Annotated in this window: 17 protein-coding genes; 8 read left to right on the plus strand and 9 right to left on the minus strand. The window is 64.7% G+C overall.

Annotation, left to right across the window (positions count from 1 at the left end):
* Positions 1-8: 8 nt before the first annotated feature.
* From tig to R4P95_RS18685, 6 genes are all read left to right on the plus strand, one after another.
* Positions 9-1385 carry a trigger factor gene (tig, locus tag R4P95_RS18660; RefSeq protein ID WP_208961939.1) on the plus strand — a complete coding sequence of 459 codons (1377 nt, stop codon included), beginning with the start codon at positions 9-11 and terminating at the stop codon, positions 1383-1385.
* Between the two features lie 184 nt (positions 1386-1569).
* The gene (locus R4P95_RS18665) at positions 1570-2157 is read left to right on the plus strand and encodes an ATP-dependent Clp protease proteolytic subunit (RefSeq protein WP_109328849.1); all 588 of its coding nucleotides are present in this window, start codon (positions 1570-1572) and stop codon (positions 2155-2157) included.
* 47 nt (positions 2158-2204) lie between these two features.
* Positions 2205-2867 (plus strand): ATP-dependent Clp protease proteolytic subunit, encoded by a 663-nt coding sequence (locus R4P95_RS18670; protein ID WP_109328851.1) that lies wholly within the window; start codon positions 2205-2207, stop codon positions 2865-2867.
* 243 nt (positions 2868-3110) lie between these two features.
* Positions 3111-4391, plus strand: coding sequence for an ATP-dependent Clp protease ATP-binding subunit ClpX (gene clpX, locus R4P95_RS18675; protein WP_109328853.1), 1281 nt, complete (start codon positions 3111-3113; stop codon positions 4389-4391).
* 68 nt (positions 4392-4459) lie between these two features.
* Entirely contained in the window at positions 4460-4900 is a 441-nt protein-coding gene (gene aroQ, locus R4P95_RS18680; protein ID WP_317746302.1) for a type II 3-dehydroquinate dehydratase, read from the plus strand.
* Positions 4901-4907: 7 nt separating this feature from the next.
* On the plus strand, positions 4908-6842 hold the full coding sequence (locus R4P95_RS18685; protein WP_317746301.1) for a sugar phosphate isomerase/epimerase and 4-hydroxyphenylpyruvate domain-containing protein: 1935 nt from the start codon (positions 4908-4910) through the stop codon (positions 6840-6842).
* 15 nt (positions 6843-6857) lie between these two features.
* Here R4P95_RS18685 and R4P95_RS18690 read toward each other — a convergent pair whose 3' ends face one another.
* From R4P95_RS18690 to iolC, 5 genes are read right to left on the minus strand one after another with little or no spacing between them, the layout of a single operon-like run.
* Entirely contained in the window at positions 6858-7913 is a 1056-nt protein-coding gene (locus R4P95_RS18690; RefSeq protein ID WP_317746300.1) for a Gfo/Idh/MocA family oxidoreductase, read from the minus strand.
* Between the two features lie 23 nt (positions 7914-7936).
* Positions 7937-8842 carry a sugar phosphate isomerase/epimerase gene (locus R4P95_RS18695; protein ID WP_317746299.1) on the minus strand — a complete coding sequence of 302 codons (906 nt, stop codon included), beginning with the start codon at positions 8840-8842 and terminating at the stop codon, positions 7937-7939.
* Between the two features lie 35 nt (positions 8843-8877).
* Complete coding sequence (gene iolD / locus R4P95_RS18700; protein ID WP_213572594.1) at positions 8878-10830, minus strand: 3D-(3,5/4)-trihydroxycyclohexane-1,2-dione acylhydrolase (decyclizing); 1953 nt, start codon at positions 10828-10830, stop codon at positions 8878-8880.
* A 1-nt stretch (position 10831) separates the two neighbouring features.
* Positions 10832-11734: a 5-deoxy-glucuronate isomerase gene (iolB, locus tag R4P95_RS18705; protein WP_317746298.1), complete on the minus strand. Its 903-nt coding sequence runs from the start codon at positions 11732-11734 to the stop codon at positions 10832-10834.
* 57 nt (positions 11735-11791) lie between these two features.
* Positions 11792-12781, minus strand: a complete 990-nt coding sequence (gene iolC, locus R4P95_RS18710; RefSeq protein ID WP_249353835.1) for a 5-dehydro-2-deoxygluconokinase — start codon at positions 12779-12781, stop codon at positions 11792-11794.
* Between the two features lie 177 nt (positions 12782-12958).
* Here iolC and R4P95_RS18715 point away from each other — a divergent pair, with 177 nt between their 5' ends.
* Positions 12959-13696 (plus strand): GntR family transcriptional regulator, encoded by a 738-nt coding sequence (locus R4P95_RS18715; RefSeq protein WP_317746297.1) that lies wholly within the window; start codon positions 12959-12961, stop codon positions 13694-13696.
* Between the two features lie 74 nt (positions 13697-13770).
* Here the strand turns inward: R4P95_RS18715 and R4P95_RS18720 are convergent, their stop codons facing one another.
* Both R4P95_RS18720 and R4P95_RS18725 read right to left on the minus strand, forming a co-directional pair.
* Positions 13771-15159, minus strand: coding sequence for an MFS transporter (locus tag R4P95_RS18720; protein ID WP_213572590.1), 1389 nt, complete (start codon positions 15157-15159; stop codon positions 13771-13773).
* 121 nt (positions 15160-15280) lie between these two features.
* Complete coding sequence (locus R4P95_RS18725; RefSeq protein WP_213572589.1) at positions 15281-15958, minus strand: TetR/AcrR family transcriptional regulator; 678 nt, start codon at positions 15956-15958, stop codon at positions 15281-15283.
* 116 nt (positions 15959-16074) lie between these two features.
* On the opposite strand from R4P95_RS18725, the gene R4P95_RS18730 reads away from it, so the two are divergent.
* Positions 16075-16998: a shikimate dehydrogenase gene (locus tag R4P95_RS18730; RefSeq protein ID WP_317746296.1), complete on the plus strand. Its 924-nt coding sequence runs from the start codon at positions 16075-16077 to the stop codon at positions 16996-16998.
* Positions 16999-17296: 298 nt separating this feature from the next.
* Here R4P95_RS18730 and R4P95_RS18735 read toward each other — a convergent pair whose 3' ends face one another.
* Together R4P95_RS18735 and R4P95_RS18740 are read right to left on the minus strand one after the other, a co-directional pair.
* Entirely contained in the window at positions 17297-18622 is a 1326-nt protein-coding gene (locus R4P95_RS18735; RefSeq protein WP_317746294.1) for an HNH endonuclease signature motif containing protein, read from the minus strand.
* Between the two features lie 982 nt (positions 18623-19604).
* Entirely contained in the window at positions 19605-20816 is a 1212-nt protein-coding gene (locus tag R4P95_RS18740; RefSeq protein WP_213572586.1) for an acetyl-CoA C-acetyltransferase, read from the minus strand.
* Positions 20817-20852: the final 36 nt, after the last annotated feature.

Consider the following 20852-nt stretch of genomic DNA (forward strand, 5'->3'; position numbering starts at 1 on the left):
GCCAGTCCGTGAAGAGCACCGTCGAGCAGCTCAGCCCGACGCGAGTCCGTATCAACGTTGAGGTGCCCTTCGAGGAGCTCAAGCCTGATTTCGACAAGGCCTACAAGGCCCTCGCGCAACAGATCCGTCTCCCCGGCTTCCGTCCGGGCAAGGCACCGGCCAAGTTGCTCGAAGCTCGTGTCGGACGTGGAGCCGTCCTGGAGCAGGTCGTCAACGATGCGCTCCCGTCCCGCTACTCCGAGGCCGTCACCACGGCTGCGGTGAAGGCGATCGGTCAGCCCGAGATCGAGATCACGAAGATCGAGGACGGCGAGCTCCTCGAGTTCACCGCCGAGGTCGACGTGCGTCCCGAGATCACGCTGCCCGACTACAGCGAACTCAGCGTCACCGTCGATCCCATCGAGATCACCGACGAGGCCGTCGAGGAGCAGCTGCTGTCGCTGCGTCAGCGCTTCGGCACCCTCACCGGTGTCGATCGTCCGGTTCAGGACGGCGACTTCATCTCCATCGATCTGTCGGCCACCGTCGACGGTGAGGCCGTTCCCGAGGCCACCGCGAGCGGACTGTCGCACGAGGTCGGCTCCGGTCAGCTGATCGAGGGCCTCGACGAGGCCGTCATCGGTCTCTCCGCCGGCGAGTCCAAGGAGTTCACCTCGACACTCGTCGCCGGTGATCATGCGGGCAAGGAAGCCGTCGTCACCGTCACCGTCGGCACCGTCAAGGAGCGCGAGCTCCCGGCCGAGGACGACGAGTTCGCTCAGCTGGCAAGCGAGTTCGACACCCTCGATGAGCTGAAGGCCGACCTGCGCGAGCGCGTCGGACGGGTTCGCAAGGTCGAGCAGGCGGGGCAGATCCGCGACAAGGTCCTCGAGACCCTGCTGGAGACCGTCGAGGTTCCGCTGCCCGAGGCAGTCGTCAAGGCCGAGGTCGACGCGGCACTGCACGACGCCGTGCACAGCCTCGACCACGACGAGGACGCCCTGAACAAGGCGCTCGAGGAGCAGGGCACCAGCCGCGAAGAGTTCGACAAGGACGCCAAGGAGAGCGCCGAGCGCTCGGTGAAGACCCAGCTGCTGCTGGACGCCATCGCCGACGCGTCCGACGTCACCGTGGGCCAGGACGAACTCACCGAGCGCATCCTGTTCCAGGCCCAGCGCTACGGCATGGCTCCGGAGCAGTTCATTCAGCAGATCCAGCAGGCCGGCCAGCTCGGTGCCGTCTTCGCCGACGTGCGCCGCGGCAAGGCTCTCGCCGGTGTCGTCGAGCAGGCCACCGTCACCGACACCACGGGTGCCACCGTGGACACTGCGGAACTGTTCGGCAACGGCGAGACCGAAACCGATGAGCCCGCCGCGGATTCCGCCGAGGGCGAAGACCAGAGCTAACGCTGGTCGCGGGGTGTTTCCCGCATGTTCGGCGGTGAGTTGTTTTCCGCTTTGAGCGAAGTAGGGCGGCACCGGGACTCCGGTGCCGCCCTCCTTCGTTAGTGTCTGTGTCAGCAATCAACGATTTACGTAGAAGGCAGGTACCGTGACTTCCAATCACCTGGAGACTTTGCAGAGTCCCGCCATGACTTCAGCCACCGCTGGGTTGAACCTCAGCGATTCGGTGTACGAGCGCCTGCTGCGCGAGCGCATCATCTTCCTCGGTACCCAGGTCGACGACGACATCGCGAACAAGCTGTGCGCTCAGATCCTGCTGCTGTCGGCAGAGGATCCCAATCGGGACATCTCCCTCTACATCAACTCGCCCGGCGGCTCGGTCAGCGCCGGAATGGCGATCTACGACACGATGCAGTTCGCGGAGTGCGACGTTGCCACGTTCGGAATGGGTCTTGCCGCCTCGATGGGTCAGTTCCTGCTCTCCGCCGGTGCGAAGGGCAAGCGTTACGCTCTCCCGCACGCCCGGATCATGATGCACCAGCCGTCCGCCGGTATCGGGGGCACCGCCAGTGACATCGCGATCATGGCCGAGCAGTTCGCCCACACCAAGCGTGAGATGGCCGAGCTGATCGCCGAGCACACCGGTCAGACCGTCGAGCAGATCACCGCCGACTCCGACCGCGACCGCTGGTTCACCGCCAATGAGGCTCTCGAATACGGCTTCGTCGACCACGTCGTCTCCCGCGCACGCCAGGCGGGTGGAACCGGTAGCTGAATCCGGCCCCTGACCCTCCCCGCGTCCCACACATCCTTGGAGAACTGATGACCAACCTGTTCGATCCCCGCAACCTGGGAGGCCAGGCGCCCGCCGCCCCGCAGTCGCGCTACATTCTGCCGTCGTTCATCGAGCACTCGAGCTATGGCGTCAAAGAGTCCAACCCGTACAACAAGCTGTTCGAGGAGCGCATCATCTTCCTCGGCGTCCAGGTCGACGATGCCTCGGCCAACGACGTGATGGCTCAGTTGCTCGTCCTGGAGTCGCTCGACCCCGATCGCGACATCACGATGTACATCAACTCCCCGGGTGGTTCGTTCACCTCGTTGATGGCGATCTACGACACCATGCAGTACGTGCGCGCCGACATCACCACGGTGTGCCTGGGTCAGGCGGCGTCGGCTGCGGCCGTCCTGCTGGCCGCCGGGTCGCCAGGTAAGCGCCTGGCACTGCCGAACGCTCGCGTCCTCATCCACCAGCCGGCCTCTGGTGGCATCCAGGGCCAGGTGTCGGACCTCGAGATTCAGGCAGCCGAGATCGAGCGCATGCGCCGCCTGATGGAGACGACGCTGTCGAAGCACACCGGCAAGACGCCGGATGTGATTCGCAAGGACACCGATCGCGACAAGATCCTCACCGCCGAAGAGGCGAAGGAGTACGGGATCATCGACGACGTGCTCGAGTACCGCAAACTCAGCGCCCAGAAGTGATGTATTGCCGCCCCGGCTCGGGCGACACGCCGTGAGGGTGGAGTTGCGACGGGCCGGGTGCGGCGTCGGTAAGGCTGGCGTTCCCCGAAGATCGGCGAGCGAATCACCGACAACCAGTCGACCTCGCTCGCGATCTGCGGGTACGGTCACATAACGGGCTTTCGTTTTTCGGTGGGTGCGCAGCACGCGTGTCATCGGGATTCGGTGGTTGCACGTAAACGAAGGAAGTAGGGACCTGACGAGATGGCACGCATCGGTGACGGCGGGGATCTGCTCAAGTGCTCTTTCTGCGGTAAGAGCCAGAAGCAGGTCAAAAAGCTCATTGCGGGGCCTGGGGTGTACATCTGCGACGAGTGCATCGACCTCTGCAACGAGATCATCGAAGAGGAGCTGGCCGAGTCCAGCGAGGTGAAGCTCGACGAGCTGCCGAAGCCTGCCGAGATCCGGGACTTTCTCGAGAATTACGTGATCGGCCAGGACGCCGCCAAGCGGACCCTCGCTGTCGCCGTATACAACCATTACAAGCGCATCCAGGCCGGTGACAAGGGTCGCGACGCGCGTGGTGAGACGGTCGAGCTGGCCAAGTCGAACATCCTCATGCTCGGCCCCACCGGCTGTGGCAAGACCTACCTTGCTCAGACGTTGGCGAAGATGCTCAACGTCCCGTTCGCGATCGCCGACGCCACGGCACTCACCGAGGCCGGTTACGTGGGTGAAGACGTCGAGAACATTCTGCTCAAGCTGATCCAGGCCGCCGATTACGACGTCAAGCGCGCCGAGACCGGCATCATCTACATCGACGAGGTCGACAAGATCGCCCGCAAGAGCGAGAACCCGTCGATCACGCGCGATGTGTCCGGTGAAGGCGTGCAGCAGGCACTTTTGAAGATCTTGGAGGGAACGCAGGCGAGCGTGCCTCCGCAGGGCGGGCGCAAGCACCCCCATCAGGAATTCATCCAGATCGACACCACCAACGTGCTCTTCATCGTGGCCGGCGCCTTCGCCGGACTCGAGCGGATCGTCTCCGACCGGGTCGGCAAGCGCGGAATCGGCTTCGGCGCCGAGGTGCGTTCCAAGGCGGAGATCGATACGCAGGACCACTTCGCCGAGGTCATGCCCGAAGACCTGATCAAGTTCGGTCTGATTCCCGAATTCATCGGTCGCTTGCCGGTGGTTGCGTCGGTCACCAACCTCGACAAGGAATCGCTCGTCCAGATCCTGTCCGAGCCGAAGAACGCGCTGGTCAAGCAATACAACCGGCTCTTCGACATGGATGGCGTGGAGTTGGAGTTCACCACGGACGCGCTCGAGGCCATCGCCGACCAAGCGATTCTTCGTGGCACCGGTGCCCGCGGTCTCCGCGCGATCATGGAAGAAGTTCTTCTCCCGGTCATGTACGACATCCCGAGTCGCGACGATGTCGAAAAGGTCGTGGTCAGCGCCGAAACGGTCAACGACAACGTTCTGCCGACCATCGTTCCGCGTAAGCCCGACCGCGGGGAACGCCGGGACAAGTCCGCGTAGGCGGAGGCGCGCTGTATCCTGATTGCGGACTAACTCACTAGTTCGTACATACGGAGGTAACGCGCGCGATGACAGCTCCAGGACCGATCTTCGTTCTGAACGGCCCCAACCTGAACCTGCTCGGGCAGCGCCAGCCCGAGGTGTACGGATCCGAGACGCTCGATGACGTCGTCGAACTCTGTCGCACCTCGGCTGGGCGGGCCGGTCGGGAGATCGTGGCTCGTCAGTCCAATCACGAGGGCCAACTGATCGACTGGGTGCACGAAGCGCGGACCACTGCGTCGGGCGTGGTGATCAACCCCGGTGGATACACCCACACCTCGGTGGCGCTACGCGATGCACTCGTCACGCTCGAGGTGCCGTTGGTGGAGGTCCACATCAGCAATGTTCACGCGCGCGAGGAATTCCGGCGACACTCGTACGTCTCCGGCGTTGCCACCGGCGTGATCGCCGGGCTGGGAATTCTCGGGTACGGGCTGGCCGTCGACTTCATCTGCAACAAGGGCTGAGTACGTCGTGGCAGAGCGGATCCGGACAAGTGTCGCCACCGTCTCCCTCAGCGGGTCGTTGGAGGAGAAGGTCGCCGCGATCGCCGCCGCGGGTTTCGACGGGTTCGAGGTGTTCGAACCCGACTTCGTGAGCTCGCCGTGGTCTCCTCGTGAACTCGCAACCCGCGCAACCGATCTCGGGCTCACGCTGGATCTCTATCAGCCGTTCCGTGACCTCGATTCGACGGACGATGCCACCTTCGCCCGCAACCTGGTCCGGGCCGAACGCAAATTCGACATCATGGAGCAGCTCGGCTGCGACACCATGCTGGTCTGCTCGTCTCCGCTGCCGGAGGCGGTACGCGACGACGGTCTTCTCACCGCTCAACTCCACACTCTTGCCGAACGTGCGCACGCGCGTGGACTGCGGATCGCGTATGAGGCGCTGGCTTGGGGAACGCACGTCAACACCTATCGTCATGCGTGGAAGATAGTGGCGGACGCGGACCATCCCGCCCTCGGAACCTGTCTCGACAGCTTCCACATCCTCTCGCGCGGCGACGACCCGTCGGGTATCCGCGACATCCCGGGCGAGAAGATCTTCTTCCTGCAACTCGCGGACGCACCACGCCTGTCGATGGATGTCCTGCAGTGGAGTCGGCATCACCGAAACTTCCCGGGGCAGGGCAACTTCGACCTCGCGTCGTTCGGTGCGCACGTGCAGGCGGCGGGCTACAAGGGCCCGTGGTCACTCGAAATATTCAACGACACGTTCCGGCAGTCGTCCACCGGCCGCACGGCGGCCGACGCTCACCGTTCGTTGTTGTATCTGCAGGAGGAAGTCGGCCGGGTTCTGGCGGAACGCGGCGAAGAGGTCGACGGCGGGCCCGTCCTCTTCCGGCCACCTCCCCGCGCGCCGCTCGAGGGAATCGTGTCCTTGCGCCTCGCGGCGGGTCCTGGAAAAGAAGCGGACCTGCGGCAGGCATTGCAGCACATCGGTTTTCAGCTAGCCGGGCGGCATCGCAACCACGACCTCCAGTTGTGGCGGCACGGGCCGTTGACCGTCATCGTCGACGCCACGGCCGGTACCGTGTGGACTGCCCCGGGTCTGCCTGCGCATTTGCCGGTGCTCACCCAGATCGGTATCCGGTCGAGCGATCCGGACGCGTGGGGCGAGCGGGCAGCAGCGCTCGAGGTGCCGGTGCACGAGGTTCAGTTGCCGGGCGTGGACACGGCTCCCGAGTCAGATGTAGTGCGGCTGAAAATCACCGATGCCACCTCGCTGGACCTGCGAGGGCCCGGGAGTGCGGCTGCGTGGCAGTCGGCGTTCGACCTGTATCCCACCGAGTCGCGGTGGCAGGACGACGTTCCCGTCTTCACGGGCGTCGACCATGTGGCCCTGGCTGTGCCGTCCGACAACTGGGACGGCATCATGCTCCTGCTGCGGTCGGTGTTCGCGATGGCGCCGCACGAGGGCCTCGATGTTACCGACGCGGTCGGAATGATGCGCAGTCAGGCACTGACGATGGACCAGACGGGTGCCGACGGCGTCGACCGGCCGCTGCGCATCTCGCTGAACATGGTTCCGGGCGCAGCGCCCGGCAATTCGCACATCGCCGCGACCAGGCGTGGTGGGATCAGCCATGTGGCGTTCTCGTGCAGCGACATTTTCACCGCTGCGGCCGCGATGCAGTCCAACGGGTTCGAGCCGTTGTCGATCTCACCGAACTACTACGACGACCTCGAGGCCCGGTTCGGGCTGTCCCGCGAGTTGCTGGACCGGATGAGCAGTTCGGGCATCATGTACGACGCCGATCCGCACGGGGAGTTCTTCCACGTGTTCACCAGGACGGTGGGCGCCGACCTGTTCTTCGAGGTGGTGCAGCGGATCGGTGAGTACGAGGGCTATGGCGACGCCAACTCGGCGATGCGCTTGGCCGCCCAGCTGCGGGCGGCCGGCTGAGGGGCGGGCACGGCGTCAGTTACCGGTGGTCCGCGGACTCCGGATCGAGGATCGCTGGACCATCTCCACTGTGACGCGCTCACCCGTCTCGAGTGACTCGACTCCCGCCGCGCACACTGCGGCGGCCGCGTATCCGTCCCATGCGTCCGGCCCGTCGATGTAGTTGCCCGTCCTCGATCCCGAGCGGACAGCATCGACCCACCGCTGAATCTCGATGTCGTAGGCCTGCCCGAACCGCTCCGTGAAGGTCCGCGTGATCCGACCGCTTCGAATGCCGGGCGTGCTCGTACGAATCAGTCCTACGTCGAGACCGATCATTGCGCTACCCGATTCCCCGACAACTTCTGTCCGGACCTCGTAGGCGACCCCGGTGGTGACGAACACCTCCACGTCGACGTGCATGCCGGACGTGGTGGTGAACAGAGCGATCTGCGGATCCCGCAGGCCCTCCGGTGCTTGCGGGTTGGGTCGGGGCGTGATGATCTGAACGGAGGAGATCTCCTCGTTCAGCAGGAAGCGGGTCACATCGACCTCGTGCACCAGCGAATCCTTGACGATCATCGCGCTGTCGAAATGAGGTGGCACGCTGCGGTTTCGGTGGATGCAGTGCAGGAGCAGGGGGCGACCCAACTGCCCCGAGTGGAGGAGGGCCGCCAGTTGCCGGTACTCGGGATCGAATCGGCGCATGAAACCCACTTGTATGAGCTTCGTGCCCAGTTCCGCTTCACGCGTGACCACTTCGAGTGATGTGGCGACGTCGGTAGTGAGGGGCTTCTCGCACATCACCGGCTTGCCGTGTTCGAGGCACGCAAGCAGTTGTTTCTCATGGGCCGGGCCGGGACTGGCCAGCAGTACGGCGTCGACGTCCGGATCCGCGATCGCATCGAACGGATCTTCGACGACGCGGCAATTCGGGATGGTCGCGGCGAGTCGCGCAGCCTTCTCGACGACGTAGTCGTTGACCACCGCGACCCGGGCACCGGAGATTGTGGAGGTGATGCGTGTGACGTGATCGGCGCCCATCATACCGACGCCCAGTACGGCGATGCGGAGGCTCCGGCTTGCGGTCATGGGGGAACGAACTCCTGACGTTGTCAGTGGAAGCGAACGGAACCTATCCCGCAGCCCTCCAAATACTTTCGAGTGCGTTGCGCGATCGGCAAGGGGACGTGGGGGGCGCAGGGATAGAGGTCTTGCTCGACAATGGCGAAGACGTCTCTATCCAGCGTGTCGATCGCCGCGAGGACAGACGGCATGTCGGGGATTCCCAGCGGAGGCTCGATCATGACTGCAAGCTGCACGGCTTCACCGAACGGCAGGTCGCCGGCTTCGACCGTGGCCCGGACCTCGGGATCGACCTGCTTGAGGTGCAAGTAGCCGATACGCTCGGCCGCGCGCTCGATGATCGCGAGATTGTCACCACCGCAGTAGCTGATGTGCCCGGTGTCGAGGCACAGGTTGACGAATTTTTCGTCGGTGGCATCGAGAAAACGATACACCCGCTCCTCCGTGTCGATATGGCTGTCGGCGTGCGGGTGGTACTGGGCTTCGACGCCGTACTGCTCGAACATTCTCTTTCCCAGCTCGTTCATTCCTGCGGTCTTCCTCTTCCATTGTTCCGCGGTGAGGCTGCGATCTTCGAGGACCTTGCCGCTGCCCGGATCGCGCCACATCTCGGGGATCACGACGACGTGCCGGCCACCGACGGCCGCAGTGAGGGCGGCGACGTCCTCGATCCGGGACCAGACGGCTTCCCGGGAATCGGGTCGATGCAAGTGCTCGAACACCGTCCCGGCGGACAGTTTCAGGCCGCGGGCGTCGAGTTCGTCACGCAACTTCTCCGGCTGGGTGGGCAGGTAGCCGTACGGGCCCAGCTCGATCCATTCGTAACCGGCCGCGGACACCTCGTCGAGGAAGCGGTCGTAGGAAATCTGCCGCGGGTCGTCGGCGAACCAGACACCCCAGGAATCAGGGGCTGATCCGACGCGGATCGCGCTCATCTCGGGGCTCCTTTCAGGTTCTTGGGTAAGTCGACCTAGTTTCCGGAGGGACGCAGGAAGGGGCGTTGGATCTTCTTCCACTGTGCGTACGTCTCGTAGGCGGTTCGGGTCGAGTCGAGCGTGGATGTGGAAGACACCGGAACGTCCCACCAGGATTCACTGTCCAGGCCCGGGGAACGCGGATCGGTTTCCACGTGAATGACCGTAGTCGTCTCGCCGGCCTTCGCGACCTTGACGGCGTCGGCGAACTCCGCAGCTGTCTTCACGCGAATGACGTCTACGCCGAGACTGGCTGCGTTGGCTGCCAAGTCGACCGGGAGCACCTCGCCGTCGAGCCGGCCCGATGTGCCGCGGCGACGGTACTCTGTGCCGAATCTCTGGGATCCCACCGACTCGGAGAGCGATCCGATCGACGCGAAACCGTGATTCTGCACCAGGACGACGATGAGCTTGAGATTCTCCTGCACTGCAGTCACCAGCTCGGTGGCCATCATGAGGTACGAACCGTCACCGACCATGACGAAGACGTCGCGGTCGGGACAGGCCATTTTGACGCCGACTCCGCCGGCGATCTCGTATCCCATGCAGGAGAAGCCGTATTCGACGTGGTAGCCCTTCGCATCGCGCGTCCGCCACAACTTGTGAAGGTCGCCGGGCAGGGAACCGGCGGCGCCGACCACGACGTCACGTGGGTCCGACAGGGTGTTCGCCAAGCCGATCACCTGGCTCTGGTTCACCTGCCGAGTGTCGTCGGTGATGCGGTACACCGACTCGACTTTCGCTTCCCAGCGGGATACGAGCTCGCGTGTCCGCGTGCGGTATTCCTGGGACACGCGATAGTCGCGGAGCAAGGGGCCGAGCGCCTCGAGCGCCTCGAGCGCATCCGCGACGACGCTGACTCCGCCCTGTTTCACCGAATCGAGCGATGCCACATTGATATTGACGAACTGCACGTTCGGGTGTGCGAACGCGGTCCGCGACGCCGTCGTGAAATCGCTGTACCTGGTACCGATGCCGATGACCAGATCGGCGTCGGCGGCCAACGTGTTGGCCGCCGTGGTTCCGGTCGAGCCGATGGCTCCCAGCGACTGTGGGTGATCGAAAGCGAGCGATCCCTTGCCTGCCTGCGTCATACCGACAGCGACGCCGGTCTGCTCGACGAACGCTACGAGGGCGTCGGTCGCACCGGAGTAGATGACACCCCCACCGGCGATGATGAGCGGGTTCCGTGCCGAGCGAATGATATCGGCAACGCGGGTGAGCACGGACCGTTCGGGCAGGGGCCGCGCGACGTGCCAGGTGCGCGGGGCGAAGAGCGAGCGCGGCCAGTCGAATGCCTGTGCTTGAACGTCCTGCGGAATGGCGACCGTGGCGGCGCCGGTCTCGGCCGGGTCGGTCAGCACGCGCATCGCTCCGAGCAGCGCCGCCGGCAGCTGCTCAGGGCGCCACACCCGGTCGAAGTATCGCGACAACGGCTTGAAGGCGTCGTTGACGGTGACATCACCACTGGACGGCAATTCGAGTTCCTGGAGAACCGGGGCACTCGCACGGGTCGCGAACGTGTCGGCAGGCAGCAGTAGCACCGGCAACCGGTTGATCGTGGCGAGTGCCGCACCGGTAAGCATGTTGGTCGAGCCCGGCCCGACACTGCTGGAAACCGCCCACGTCTGCAGGCGGTTCTTCTGCCGTGCGTACGCGACGGCCGTGTGCACCATCGCCTGCTCGTTGCGGCCGGGCACGTAGGGCAACTCGGGTATGGTCCCGGCTTCGGCCGCGTCGATCTCCGCCTGCAGCAGCGCCTGTCCCACACCGGCAACGTTGCCGTGGCCGAAGATGCCGAGGCAACCGGCGAAGAACCGGTTCCGTACGCCGTCCCGCTCCACATACTGGTTTTCGAGGAACCTGAGGGCCGCCTGGGCCACCGTGAGGTGCACGGTGCCCTCGGCGTCGGGATCTTCGTTCGCCGATCGAGGCGCGGGGGGTACCACGTCATGCTCCTTTCGGAAAAGTGGATCTGTGCAGGGGCAGTCGTGGATCCACGGTCTGGTGCTCCCAACTGGTGCGGACCCAGGCGTGCGCCGGGTCGTCGCAGATCTTCCAGGACCGCTCGTCGCCGGGACCGGCCATGACGTTCAGGTAGTACATGTGGTGGCCGGGTGCGGCAATCGACGGGCCGTGATACCCGTGCGGAACGAGGACGACGTCGCCGGTTCGTACTTCCTCGAGCACCTCGATCGGCCGCGCGGGTGTGCCGTACACGCGGTGGTAGCCGAATCCGGTGCCACTGAAATCTGTTGTCCGCGAATGTGCCTGGGCGATCTCGAAATAGTAGATTTCCTCCAGCCGGGATTCGACAGCGCTGTTTTCGTCGTGCTTGTGGCTCGGATACGACGACCAGTTGCCGCCGGGCGTGATCACCTCGCACGCGATGATCGAATCTGCCTCGAACCGGTCGGCGGTCGCGAAGTTGTGCACCTGCCGACTGCAGCTGCCCGCGCCGCGCAGTTCGACGGACACGTCTGCGGCGGGTACATATCGGGATGGGAACTTCTGCCGGGCCCGGGCGCCGCAGAGCGCGAAGCGTCCACCATTCGAGGCCGTCACCCGGTAGGCGGAGTCGATGCCGACATACGCGAAGTCGGTGGGGCCGTCGAACACCGATCGTCGCCCGGCGAGGACGAACTTCTCGGTCGCGCAGGACACCGTCACCGATCCCGAGAGGGGAACGACGAGAATTTCTTCTGCGCCGGTGTCGAATTCCGCGGAGCCGTCGAGAGGAAGCGTCAGGACGCGCAGGCTCGACTCGGTCCAGCCCGCGGATTCGGGCGTCACCTCGAGGTCGAAGGGACCGGTGGCGGCCGAGCCGACGGGCAGGTAGTACTTGCTGCTCATCGCATCCTCTCCGGCGCGGTCAGTGGCGAGGCGCGATGCGCACGGGGGACGAACGTTTCAGACATCGATGACCTCCGAAGTGTCGACTTCGGCACGTGCGCGTACCTCTTCGGCCGTCGGCATCGCCGTCGAGCATTCGAGGCGGGACGCCACAATCGCTCCTGCGGCATTGGCGTAACGCAGTACTTTCTCGAGCGGCCATCCCGACAGAAGTCCGTGGCACAGGGATCCGCCGAAGCTGTCACCCGCGCCGAGTCCGTTGACCACCTGCACGTCGATCGCGGGTACGGTGACGCGCTGGCTGCGAGTCTTTCCGAGCACACCATGCGGGCCCTGTTTCACTATCGCGAGTTCGACACCGAAGTCGAGGAGGGCGTCGGCGGCGTTGTCCGCGTCGGTCTCACCGACCGCGATCTCACATTCTTCCCGGTTGCCCACCGCAACGGTGACGTGTCGGAGAGCGCGCTGAATCTGCACGGTGGCGTCGGCCGCGCAGGCCCAGAACATCGGCCGGTAGTCGAGATCGAGAACGGTGTGCTGCTGACGGCCGCGGGATTGCCAGGCTGCGAAATGAGCACTGCGACTCGGTTCCTCGGACAGTCCGGTCGCCGTGGACCAGTACAGCTTCGCCTCTCGCACTGCGGCGGTGTCGATGTGCTCGGGGGAGATCTGCAAGTCGGGGGCCGCGGGCTTGCGGTAGAAATACAGCGGAAAGTGGTCCGGGGGAAAGATCTCACAGAACGTGACCGGTGTCGGGTACGCGGAGTCGATGCGCACGTAACGGTTGTCTACTCCGAGGTCGGTGAGCGCCGAGCGCACGAACCGTCCGAACGGATCATCGCCGACGCCGGAGATGAGGGCACTGCGGCAACCCAGGCGCGCGGCGGCGACGGAGACATTGGCTGCGCTACCGCCGAGGAATTTGCCGAACGTCTCTACCTGCTCGAGCCCGACTCCGGTCTGGAGTGGGTAAAGGTCGACCCCACAACGACCGATAGCGAGGACATCCCAGCCGGGGCGGCTGCGGTGCGTGCTGTCCGTGGTCAATGCTGACTCCCGGGGAGGTCGTTGCGGCGCTCTGCGCAGGCGGTGAGATCTGATGGAGACTGTTCTCCACATCGCGCGCACTGTCAACGCTTTGTCCTGACATTAAGACATACCGTTCACCGGGTGTTAGTCTTTTCAGCGCCGCTCTGGGCGGGAACGAGGATCGGGGTGATCCGTGTGAGTGCACAGCTCGCAGTCGAGCTCGACAGATCCAGCCCCATCCCGCTCTACTTTCAGCTGGCACAAAGGATCGAGAAAGCGATCATCGCAGGCGAACTCGCGCCGGGAGATCGATTCGAGAACGAACTCTCACTGGCCAAGCGTCTCAATCTCTCGCGCCCCACAACTCGGCGGGCGATCCAGGAAGTCGTCGACAAGGGGTTGCTCGTCCGAAAGCGCGGTGTAGGGACGCAGGTGGTGCGCAGTACGATGCACCGACCGGTGGAGCTGACGAGTCTGTTCGACGACCTCACCCGGACGGGGCAGAGCCCCACCACCACGCTGCTCGAATTTCGCGTGACGGCGCCCAGAGCGAACGTCGCGGCCGAACTCGGACTGGAGCACGGCGCGGAAGTGGCGTGCATCCGGCGACTCCGCAGCGCCAACGGGGAGCCTCTCGCGCTGTTGACGAACTTTCTCCCGATCGTCCTCGCGCCGGACCCGGAGGAACTGGAAGAGTCCGGGTTGTATGCCGCACTGCGAGCACGCGGAGTGCACATTCGGTTGGCTCGGCAGCGGATCGGCGCATCACTGGCGACCGACGCCGAGGCGCTGCTGCTCGAGGAGAAGGCCGGTGCACCGCTGCTTACCGTGAACCGGACTGCCTTCGACGATTCCGGCCGCGCTGTCGAATGCGGTAGCCACTGCTACCGGGCGTCTCGCTACAGCTTCGACACGACCGTCGTCGACAGATAGGCCTCGAGTCCGATGCCTCGACACGAAGAACGCGCCCGGCAAGGTGCCGGGCGCGTTCGGTCGTCGCGACGAGATCAGACCTTCAGCTTCGCGAGCGCGACGTCTTCCTTGTCGAGTTCGAGGAGCGGGGTGCGCGAGTTCTCCTTCGCGGTGGCGGCGGAGGCTCCGGCGACGAGTGCGCACACTGCTGTGAAGACCGCGACGGGCACCCAGTTCTTGGGGTCGGCACCGCGGAGAGCCTGGGCGATGGTCGGGGCGAATCCGGCGAGCGCGAACCCGAGCTGCGTGCCGATCGCCATGCCGGAGTAGCGAACTCGCGACGAGAACATTTCGGCATAGAAGGCGGGCCAGATGGCGTTGGTCCCGGCGTACACGCCACCCATGAGCAGGATTCCGGCGAGGAAGATCAGTGTGACGTTGCCGGTGCCGATCGCGGCGAAGTACAGGAAGATTCCGGCGGCGGAGCCGATCGCGCCGCCGATGAAGACGGGTTTGCGGCCGATCCGGTCGGACAGGATGCCGAGCAGCGGCTGTGAGATGAGTGCGACGCAGTTGGCGGCGATCGCGACCCACAGCATGGTGGTCCGGCTCATCCCGATTTCCGGAGTGGTGGCGTACGCGAGGCCGAACACGGAGAAGACGGTGCTGACGACGGCGATGAATGCGCAGAACACGACCCGCAGTACGTCACGCCAGTGCGTGCGGAACAGGTCGACGACGGGAAGCGGCGCGGGGGTCTCGTCCAATGCCTCCTTGTTGGCAATGAAGATCTCGGGCTCCTCGAGCTTGCGACGCACGATGTAGGCGACGACGAGGACGAGGAGGCTGCACCAGAACGGGACACGCCAGCCCCAGCTGTAGAGGGTCTCGTCCGGCATCGCGGCGACCGGGATGAACGCGAGGCTGGCGACGATGAAGCCGGCCTGGGTGCCCGTCAACGTCCAGCTGCAGAAGAATCCGCGACGGTGGGCGGGGGAGTGCTCGAGGGTGAGGGAACCGGCTCCCGACTGCTCGCCGGCAGCGGAGATGCCCTGACAGATACGCAGGAGAACCAGGAGTGCCGGTCCCACCATGCCCGCGGTTTCCGAAGAAGGCAGACAACCGATCAGGAAGGTCACGACACCCATGAGCACCAGGCAGAACATCATCACCTTCTTGCGCCCGGCCCGGTCGCCGAAGTGTCCGACGAACACCGCCCCGACCGGACGGGCGACATAGGAGATGCCGAAGGTGGCCAGCGACAGCAACAGCGGGTTCTTCGAACCTTCGAAGAACACGTGGGGGAACACCAGCGCAGCAGCCGAGGCGAAAATATAGAAGTCGTAGTACTCGAGCAGGCTGCCGAAGAAGGCGGCTTTCGCGGCCTTCTTCGCGTTGGTGGGATCGGCGTTGGGGTCGACGGCGGAACGGCCGTTGCCGTCACCGCCTCGACCGGCGACGCCGGTGCCATAGTCGATGGTCATCGATACTCCTGGGGAGCGAGGAGGGCGAACACGCTGCGCTCTGCGAGCGGCTGTTCGAAGGTCGTGCAAGCAAGGTAACCCCCGTCACACGCTCTCGTCAATAATGGTCGAAATGGTTAGTTCATAATTTCCCGGGCTGCTGGAGGTAGGCGAGGACGACATCACCGAGCATCGTGCGCAGGTGAGGGCGGTTCTCGGCGCCCGTGAGATCCCAGTCGAACAGCGCCTTGAAGGTGTACCGGTTGGCTACGCGAAAGACGCAATACGCGCTGATGAGCATGTGAATGTCGAGGGCGGTGGTATCGGCACGGAAGATTCCGGCATCCTGCCCGCGCTGAAGAATTTTCTCGAGTGTACGGATGGCAGGGGTCTGCGTTTCCTGTAGGCCCTCGGCCTGGCTGAGATTCGCGCCCCGATTCGTGTTCTCGATGGCGACCAGCCGGATGAAGTCGGGGTGCGCCTCGTGGTGATCGAAGGTCAACTCGGCGAGCGCTCTGATCGCCTCCGACGGATCGAGGTGGTCGATGTCGAGTTGCGACTCTTCGTAGCGAATCTCCTCGTACGCGCGTTGGAGCACCGCTCGATACAGGCCGTCCTTGTCGCCGAAGTAGTAGTAGAGCATCCGCTTCGTGGTGGCGGTCTTGGCTGCGATCTCGTCGATGCGGGCACCGGACAAACCTTTGTCGGCGAACTCCTTCATCGCCACGCGCAGGATGTCCTCCTTGGTCTTCTCGGGATTTCGAGTGCGTTTGGCGCCCTCGTGCCGGGGTGTCTTCTCCGTAGCGTCACTTCGTGTCATCCCGAGAACTCCTGTTCATCGCTGTTGCTTTCGCGCGGTATGGAGGTATGCTACCGTGACATAACTCACTAGATAGTTAATTAGCTCCCGCAAGTCCTCTCCCGGAAGTGAGCACCATGATTTCTCCCGACCTCGACACCGTTGCCGTATCCCGCCCGTCGTACCTGTGCGGGCTCATCGGCTCTGGAATCTCGAAGTCCCTGACGCCTCCTCTGCACGAGGCGGAGGGCCGGGCGCAGGGAGTCGGGTACGTCTACCGCATTCTCGATCTCGACACACTCGCGCTGGGTGAGGATGCGTTGCCGCGGCTCCTCGCCTCGGCGAAGCTGCTCGGATTCGATGGTCTCAACATCACGCATCCCTGCAAGCAGGCCGTCATCCCGTTGCTCGACGACCTGTCGGGCGATGCGCGCACGCTCGGCGCGGTCAACACGGTGCACATCGCTAATGGACGGCTAATCGGCCACAACACCGACTGGTCCGGATTCGCGCGGAACATGGACGAGGGCCTCGGCGGTGCGCCGACCGACCGTGTGGTCCAGCTAGGCGCAGGCGGCGCGGGCGCGGCCGTCGCATACGCGGCGCTGACCCGTGGGGTCCTGCACTTCACGATCATCGATGCCGACGCCACCCGCGCACAGCTGCTGCGGGATTCACTCGCCGCCATGTTCCCGGACCGTGTCATCGTCTCCGGTGACCTCTCGGCCGTGCCCGCCGCTGTCGGGCAAGCGCAAGGTCTCATCAATGCAACCCCGCTCGGAATGGCGCAGCATCCCGGTATGGCGCTGGATGCCGAACTGCTCCGGCCCGATCTTTGGGTTGCCGACGTCGTCTACCGGCCAGCGGAAACCGAGCTTCTGCGACGTGCCCGCGACATCGGGGCGCGCACCCTCAGCGGCATCGGAATGGCCGTCGGACAGGCGGTCGATTCGTTCCGCATCTTCACCGGACTCGAGCCCGACGCCCTACGGATGCAGCAGCACATGCGGCGCCTGCTCGCCGAAGAGGACAGCGCCACCCTCGCCGCATCACCGTCGTGAACCGCGGCGGGGCCTTCGCAGGCAGAGGGATTCGGCGGCAACCTCGGCCAGCGAGGTCCTTGTCTTCGGGACGTCCTTGTCTCCGGGTTGCTGATCGCAACGGGCTTGCCGGGTTGGTGAGGGCCAAGGTCGATGCCGTCTGGTTTGGTCACTTGGCACTTGACGCTTGGCACTTGACGCTTGGCACTTGACGCTCGGCACTTGACGCTCGGCACTTGACGCTTGGCACGACGGCATGCCGGCTCTGCAACAGGAGTGGTCCTGTTGCAGAGTCGGCAAAGTGTGTCGTGCCTCGGGGTCACGCCGCCCGGGGTCGGGCCTGGTTGTGCGCGGGTATGGGTGTGCGTTCCCAGTCGACTTGCCGGGGTGGAATGAAGGCGGGGTGCCGGTCTGCCCCCATTTCGATTTCCCAGTCGCTGTGGTGGAGCAGTCGGTGATGGAACCCGCAGAGCAGTACGAGGTTGTCCATGTCGGAGGGCCCACCTTTGGACCAGTGGACGATGTGGTGGCCTTCGCACCATGAGGGTGGTGCACCGCATCCGGGAAATGCGCATCCTCGGTCTCTCGCGACCAGCGCTTTTCGTTGTCGTTTGGTCACTGTCCGGGTGGTGGTGCCGAGGTCGAGTGGCGCGCCGTGGTCGTCGAGGACGATCGGCGTGTAGATCGAGTCGCAGCTGAGGAGCCGAGCCGCTCGCAGGCTCAGCGGTCCCATCCACTCGGTCCACGCGACCCCGTCGACCGCGAACAGCGACGCGTCGGTCGCGCAGGCGCCGCGCTGATCTTCTGCGCTGGAGCCGGCGTGGTTGGCGTGGTCGGTGAGGTCCTTGACGTTGATGTGGAGGGAGATGTGGGGTCGTTCTCCGCCTTCTTCGCCGGCGATTCCGGCGTTGAGGTACCGGCGCAGCAGTTCGGTGAACCCCTCGGCCCTGCGCTGTCCGGGGGTGCGGTTGTCGGTGGTTCCGTCCTGCGCGGGTCGCGGCTTGGAGAGTCCGGAGAGCGCGGAGAGCAGCATTTCGCCGGTGACGGCGTCGAGGTCGCCTTTGACGGCGACGCGTCCGTTGAGTGTTCTGGAGGCGTGGAATTCGTTGAGTTCGGTGTCTTCGGCGGGCGGCGGGTCGTCGGATTCGAAGGCGCGTTCGAGTCGAGCGATGACGGCACGCACGGCGTCGGTGTTGGCGGTAGGACCGCTCGCCGCGTACAGCAACGCGTTTCGGCAGTCGCCCATCGCTTCGAGTGGCATGCCTTTGGGCGGCCTCTCGCAGAATTTCATGATCAGTGCGGCGTGCTCCGCCGACATCGTGGTGTCGAAGTATGCGTCCGCGATTTCCGGTTGGGAACGTAAACCTCGTCCCAACATTACGATTCGTCCCGCCGCACCGACCTCGAGCAACGTCTTGGAGGCCAGCCACATCTTGGTGTTCGGAAATCCCAGCACATCGACCTTGCAGCGGTGGTCGACGGCACCGACCAGCCTGACCCGCAAAGCCTCGAGTCGCTGAATCTCCTCCGAGACAGCAACCACCGATGCGAGCAACTCGGCCTCGGCCAGACGCCACGCATCACCGACCGCAGTCGCCAGAATCTCGTCCGGCAACGCCCCCTGGATATCCTCCCCGATCCCCATGTCGAAACCCTACTTCGAACGAGTGTTCGAGTCAATAGCCCGAGTTGGCATATACAGCCGGCGTAGCGGCGTGTCGATCACGTCGATGTGGTGGTCGAGGATAGGCCCGGAGGATGGGACTGACCATGGCTGAACGCAGAGCAGTCACGACGAGATCGCGATCGCTACGATCGCGCCGATAAGCCGGGGAAAGCGAAAAACCTGGGGTGAGCTGTGCAACACGACCGTCTGGCACCGGAATCATATCCGGAAGGCATTGGGGCAGGGTTGATCCCGAAGGTGCTCCGTCCCCGAACCGGGCGCCACCGACGTACGGGCCGAACGTCGTTGCGCGTTGATTTTCTGCTGGGCGGTGCAGGTAAAGCAAAGGGGTTTGGGCGGTCGTGCGCATGATCGCCGGCTTTCTCCCGATGCAAACATCGGGAGAGCTGTTGTAGCTCAATACAATCTGGGTATTGGAGCTCGCAGTTGACGAACTACTCATACCCGCAGCCGAAACCGATGTCCAAGAAGCGGGACGGCGCGAAGGTGATCAACAAATACAGCACAGCGACTACCCCTGTCACCGTGCCTTCGCTCACGACCGAGTCTGCGCGGAGGACCGGGCGTCTTGACGTGAGGCAATAGGTGGCCCGCCAATCCCACCAATCCGCATCGTCGCCAAGCGGACAATGGCCGCATGGCAACTGCCGGGGTGGTCCGTAGCTGGGACATCGGGAGGATGCAGGGCATCATCGATTCCGAGCCACCCCCGGTGGCGCGTGGACGCATTTCAGCACCGTCGCGGGCCCAGGCTTCCACTACCACCACCGCGCACTGGATGTTGGAAGGTGACGGAGACCAGCCTCGAGCCACCCGATCAGGACACAAGCTGTACTGTCCTCGGGCAACTCGACTTCTGAGCCCCTGATAATTCGGGTGCACTGATCACATCGACGTGCGCGCGAGGGGTTGAACGGCTGGGTCTGCGAGGGCGACGAAGTCAGACTCGTTCGAAGACCGCAGCGAGTCCCTGGCCGCCGCCGATACACATCGTTTCGAGTCCGTAGCGGGTTTCGCGGCGGTCCATTTCCCGCAGCAGGGTGGCGAGGATCCGCCCACCGGTGGCACCGACGGGATGCCCTAGCGAGATGCCCGATCCGTTGGGGTTGAGCCGCTCGTCGGTGGGGTCGAGGTCCCAGGTTCTGAGCACCGCGAGGGTCTGCGCGGCGAAGGCCTCGTTCAGCTCGATTACGCCCATGTCGGACAACGACAGTCCGAGTTGTCCGAGAGCTTTCTCCGTCGCCGGCACGGGACCGATGCCCATCGTGCGCGGTGGAACTCCGGCCACTGCCCAGGACGCCATACGGGCGAGCGGCTTCAGCCCGAGCTCCTTGGCCTTCTCGGCGGTCGTCACGATGCACACGGCGGCACCGTCGTTCTGCCCGCTGGCGTTGCCGGCGGTGACGGTGGATTCAGAGTCGATCTTGGAGCGGATGGCGCGGAGCTTCGACAGCGACTCCACCGTGGTGTCGGCCCGCGGGTGCTCGTCGGTGTCCACCACGACGGGGTCGGACTTTCGTTGCGGCACAGTGACACCGACGATTTCCTCGGCGAACCGGCCGGCCCGCTGCGCCGCCACCGCCCGCTGATGCGACTGCACCGCGAGCGCGTCCTGATCTTCGCGACTGATGTGGAACTCCGCCCGCAGATTCTCGGCAGTCTCGATCATGCCGCCCGGAACGGGGAAGTTGTCGCCGCCTGCGGTGACGCGAGCGCGGGCGAGACGGTCGGCGAGCTGCACACCCTCGCCCTTCACTCCCCAGCGAATGTTGGGGTGGGTGTAGAACTCGGCCTGGCTCATCGATTCGGTACCGCCGGCGAGGACCAGGTCGTTGCCGCCGGACGCGACTTGCAGTACCGCGGTGATGACCGCCTGCAGGCCGGATCCGCATCGGCGATCCACCTGCATCCCGGGAACGTCGATACCGAGGCCGGCGTCGAGCGCGGCGATCCGGCCGATCGCCGGAGCCTCACCTCCCGGAGATGCTTGACCGAGGATGACGTCGTCGATCGCGCTGCCGTCGATGCCGGTTCGCTCGACGAGTGCGGTGATGACGGTGGCAGCGAGACTTTGGGGAGTGAGGTCTTTGAACACCCCACCGAAACGCCCTACCGGGGTGCGCAGGGGCTCACAGATCACGACGTCACGCATGGAAAAACCTTTCATAGCTGTTCTGAACGGACCACG

Origin of the sequence: Rhodococcus sp. IEGM 27, from assembly GCF_033142305.1 — a bacterium.
GTDB classification, from domain to species: Bacteria; Actinomycetota; Actinomycetes; order Mycobacteriales; family Mycobacteriaceae; genus Rhodococcus_F; species Rhodococcus_F oxybenzonivorans.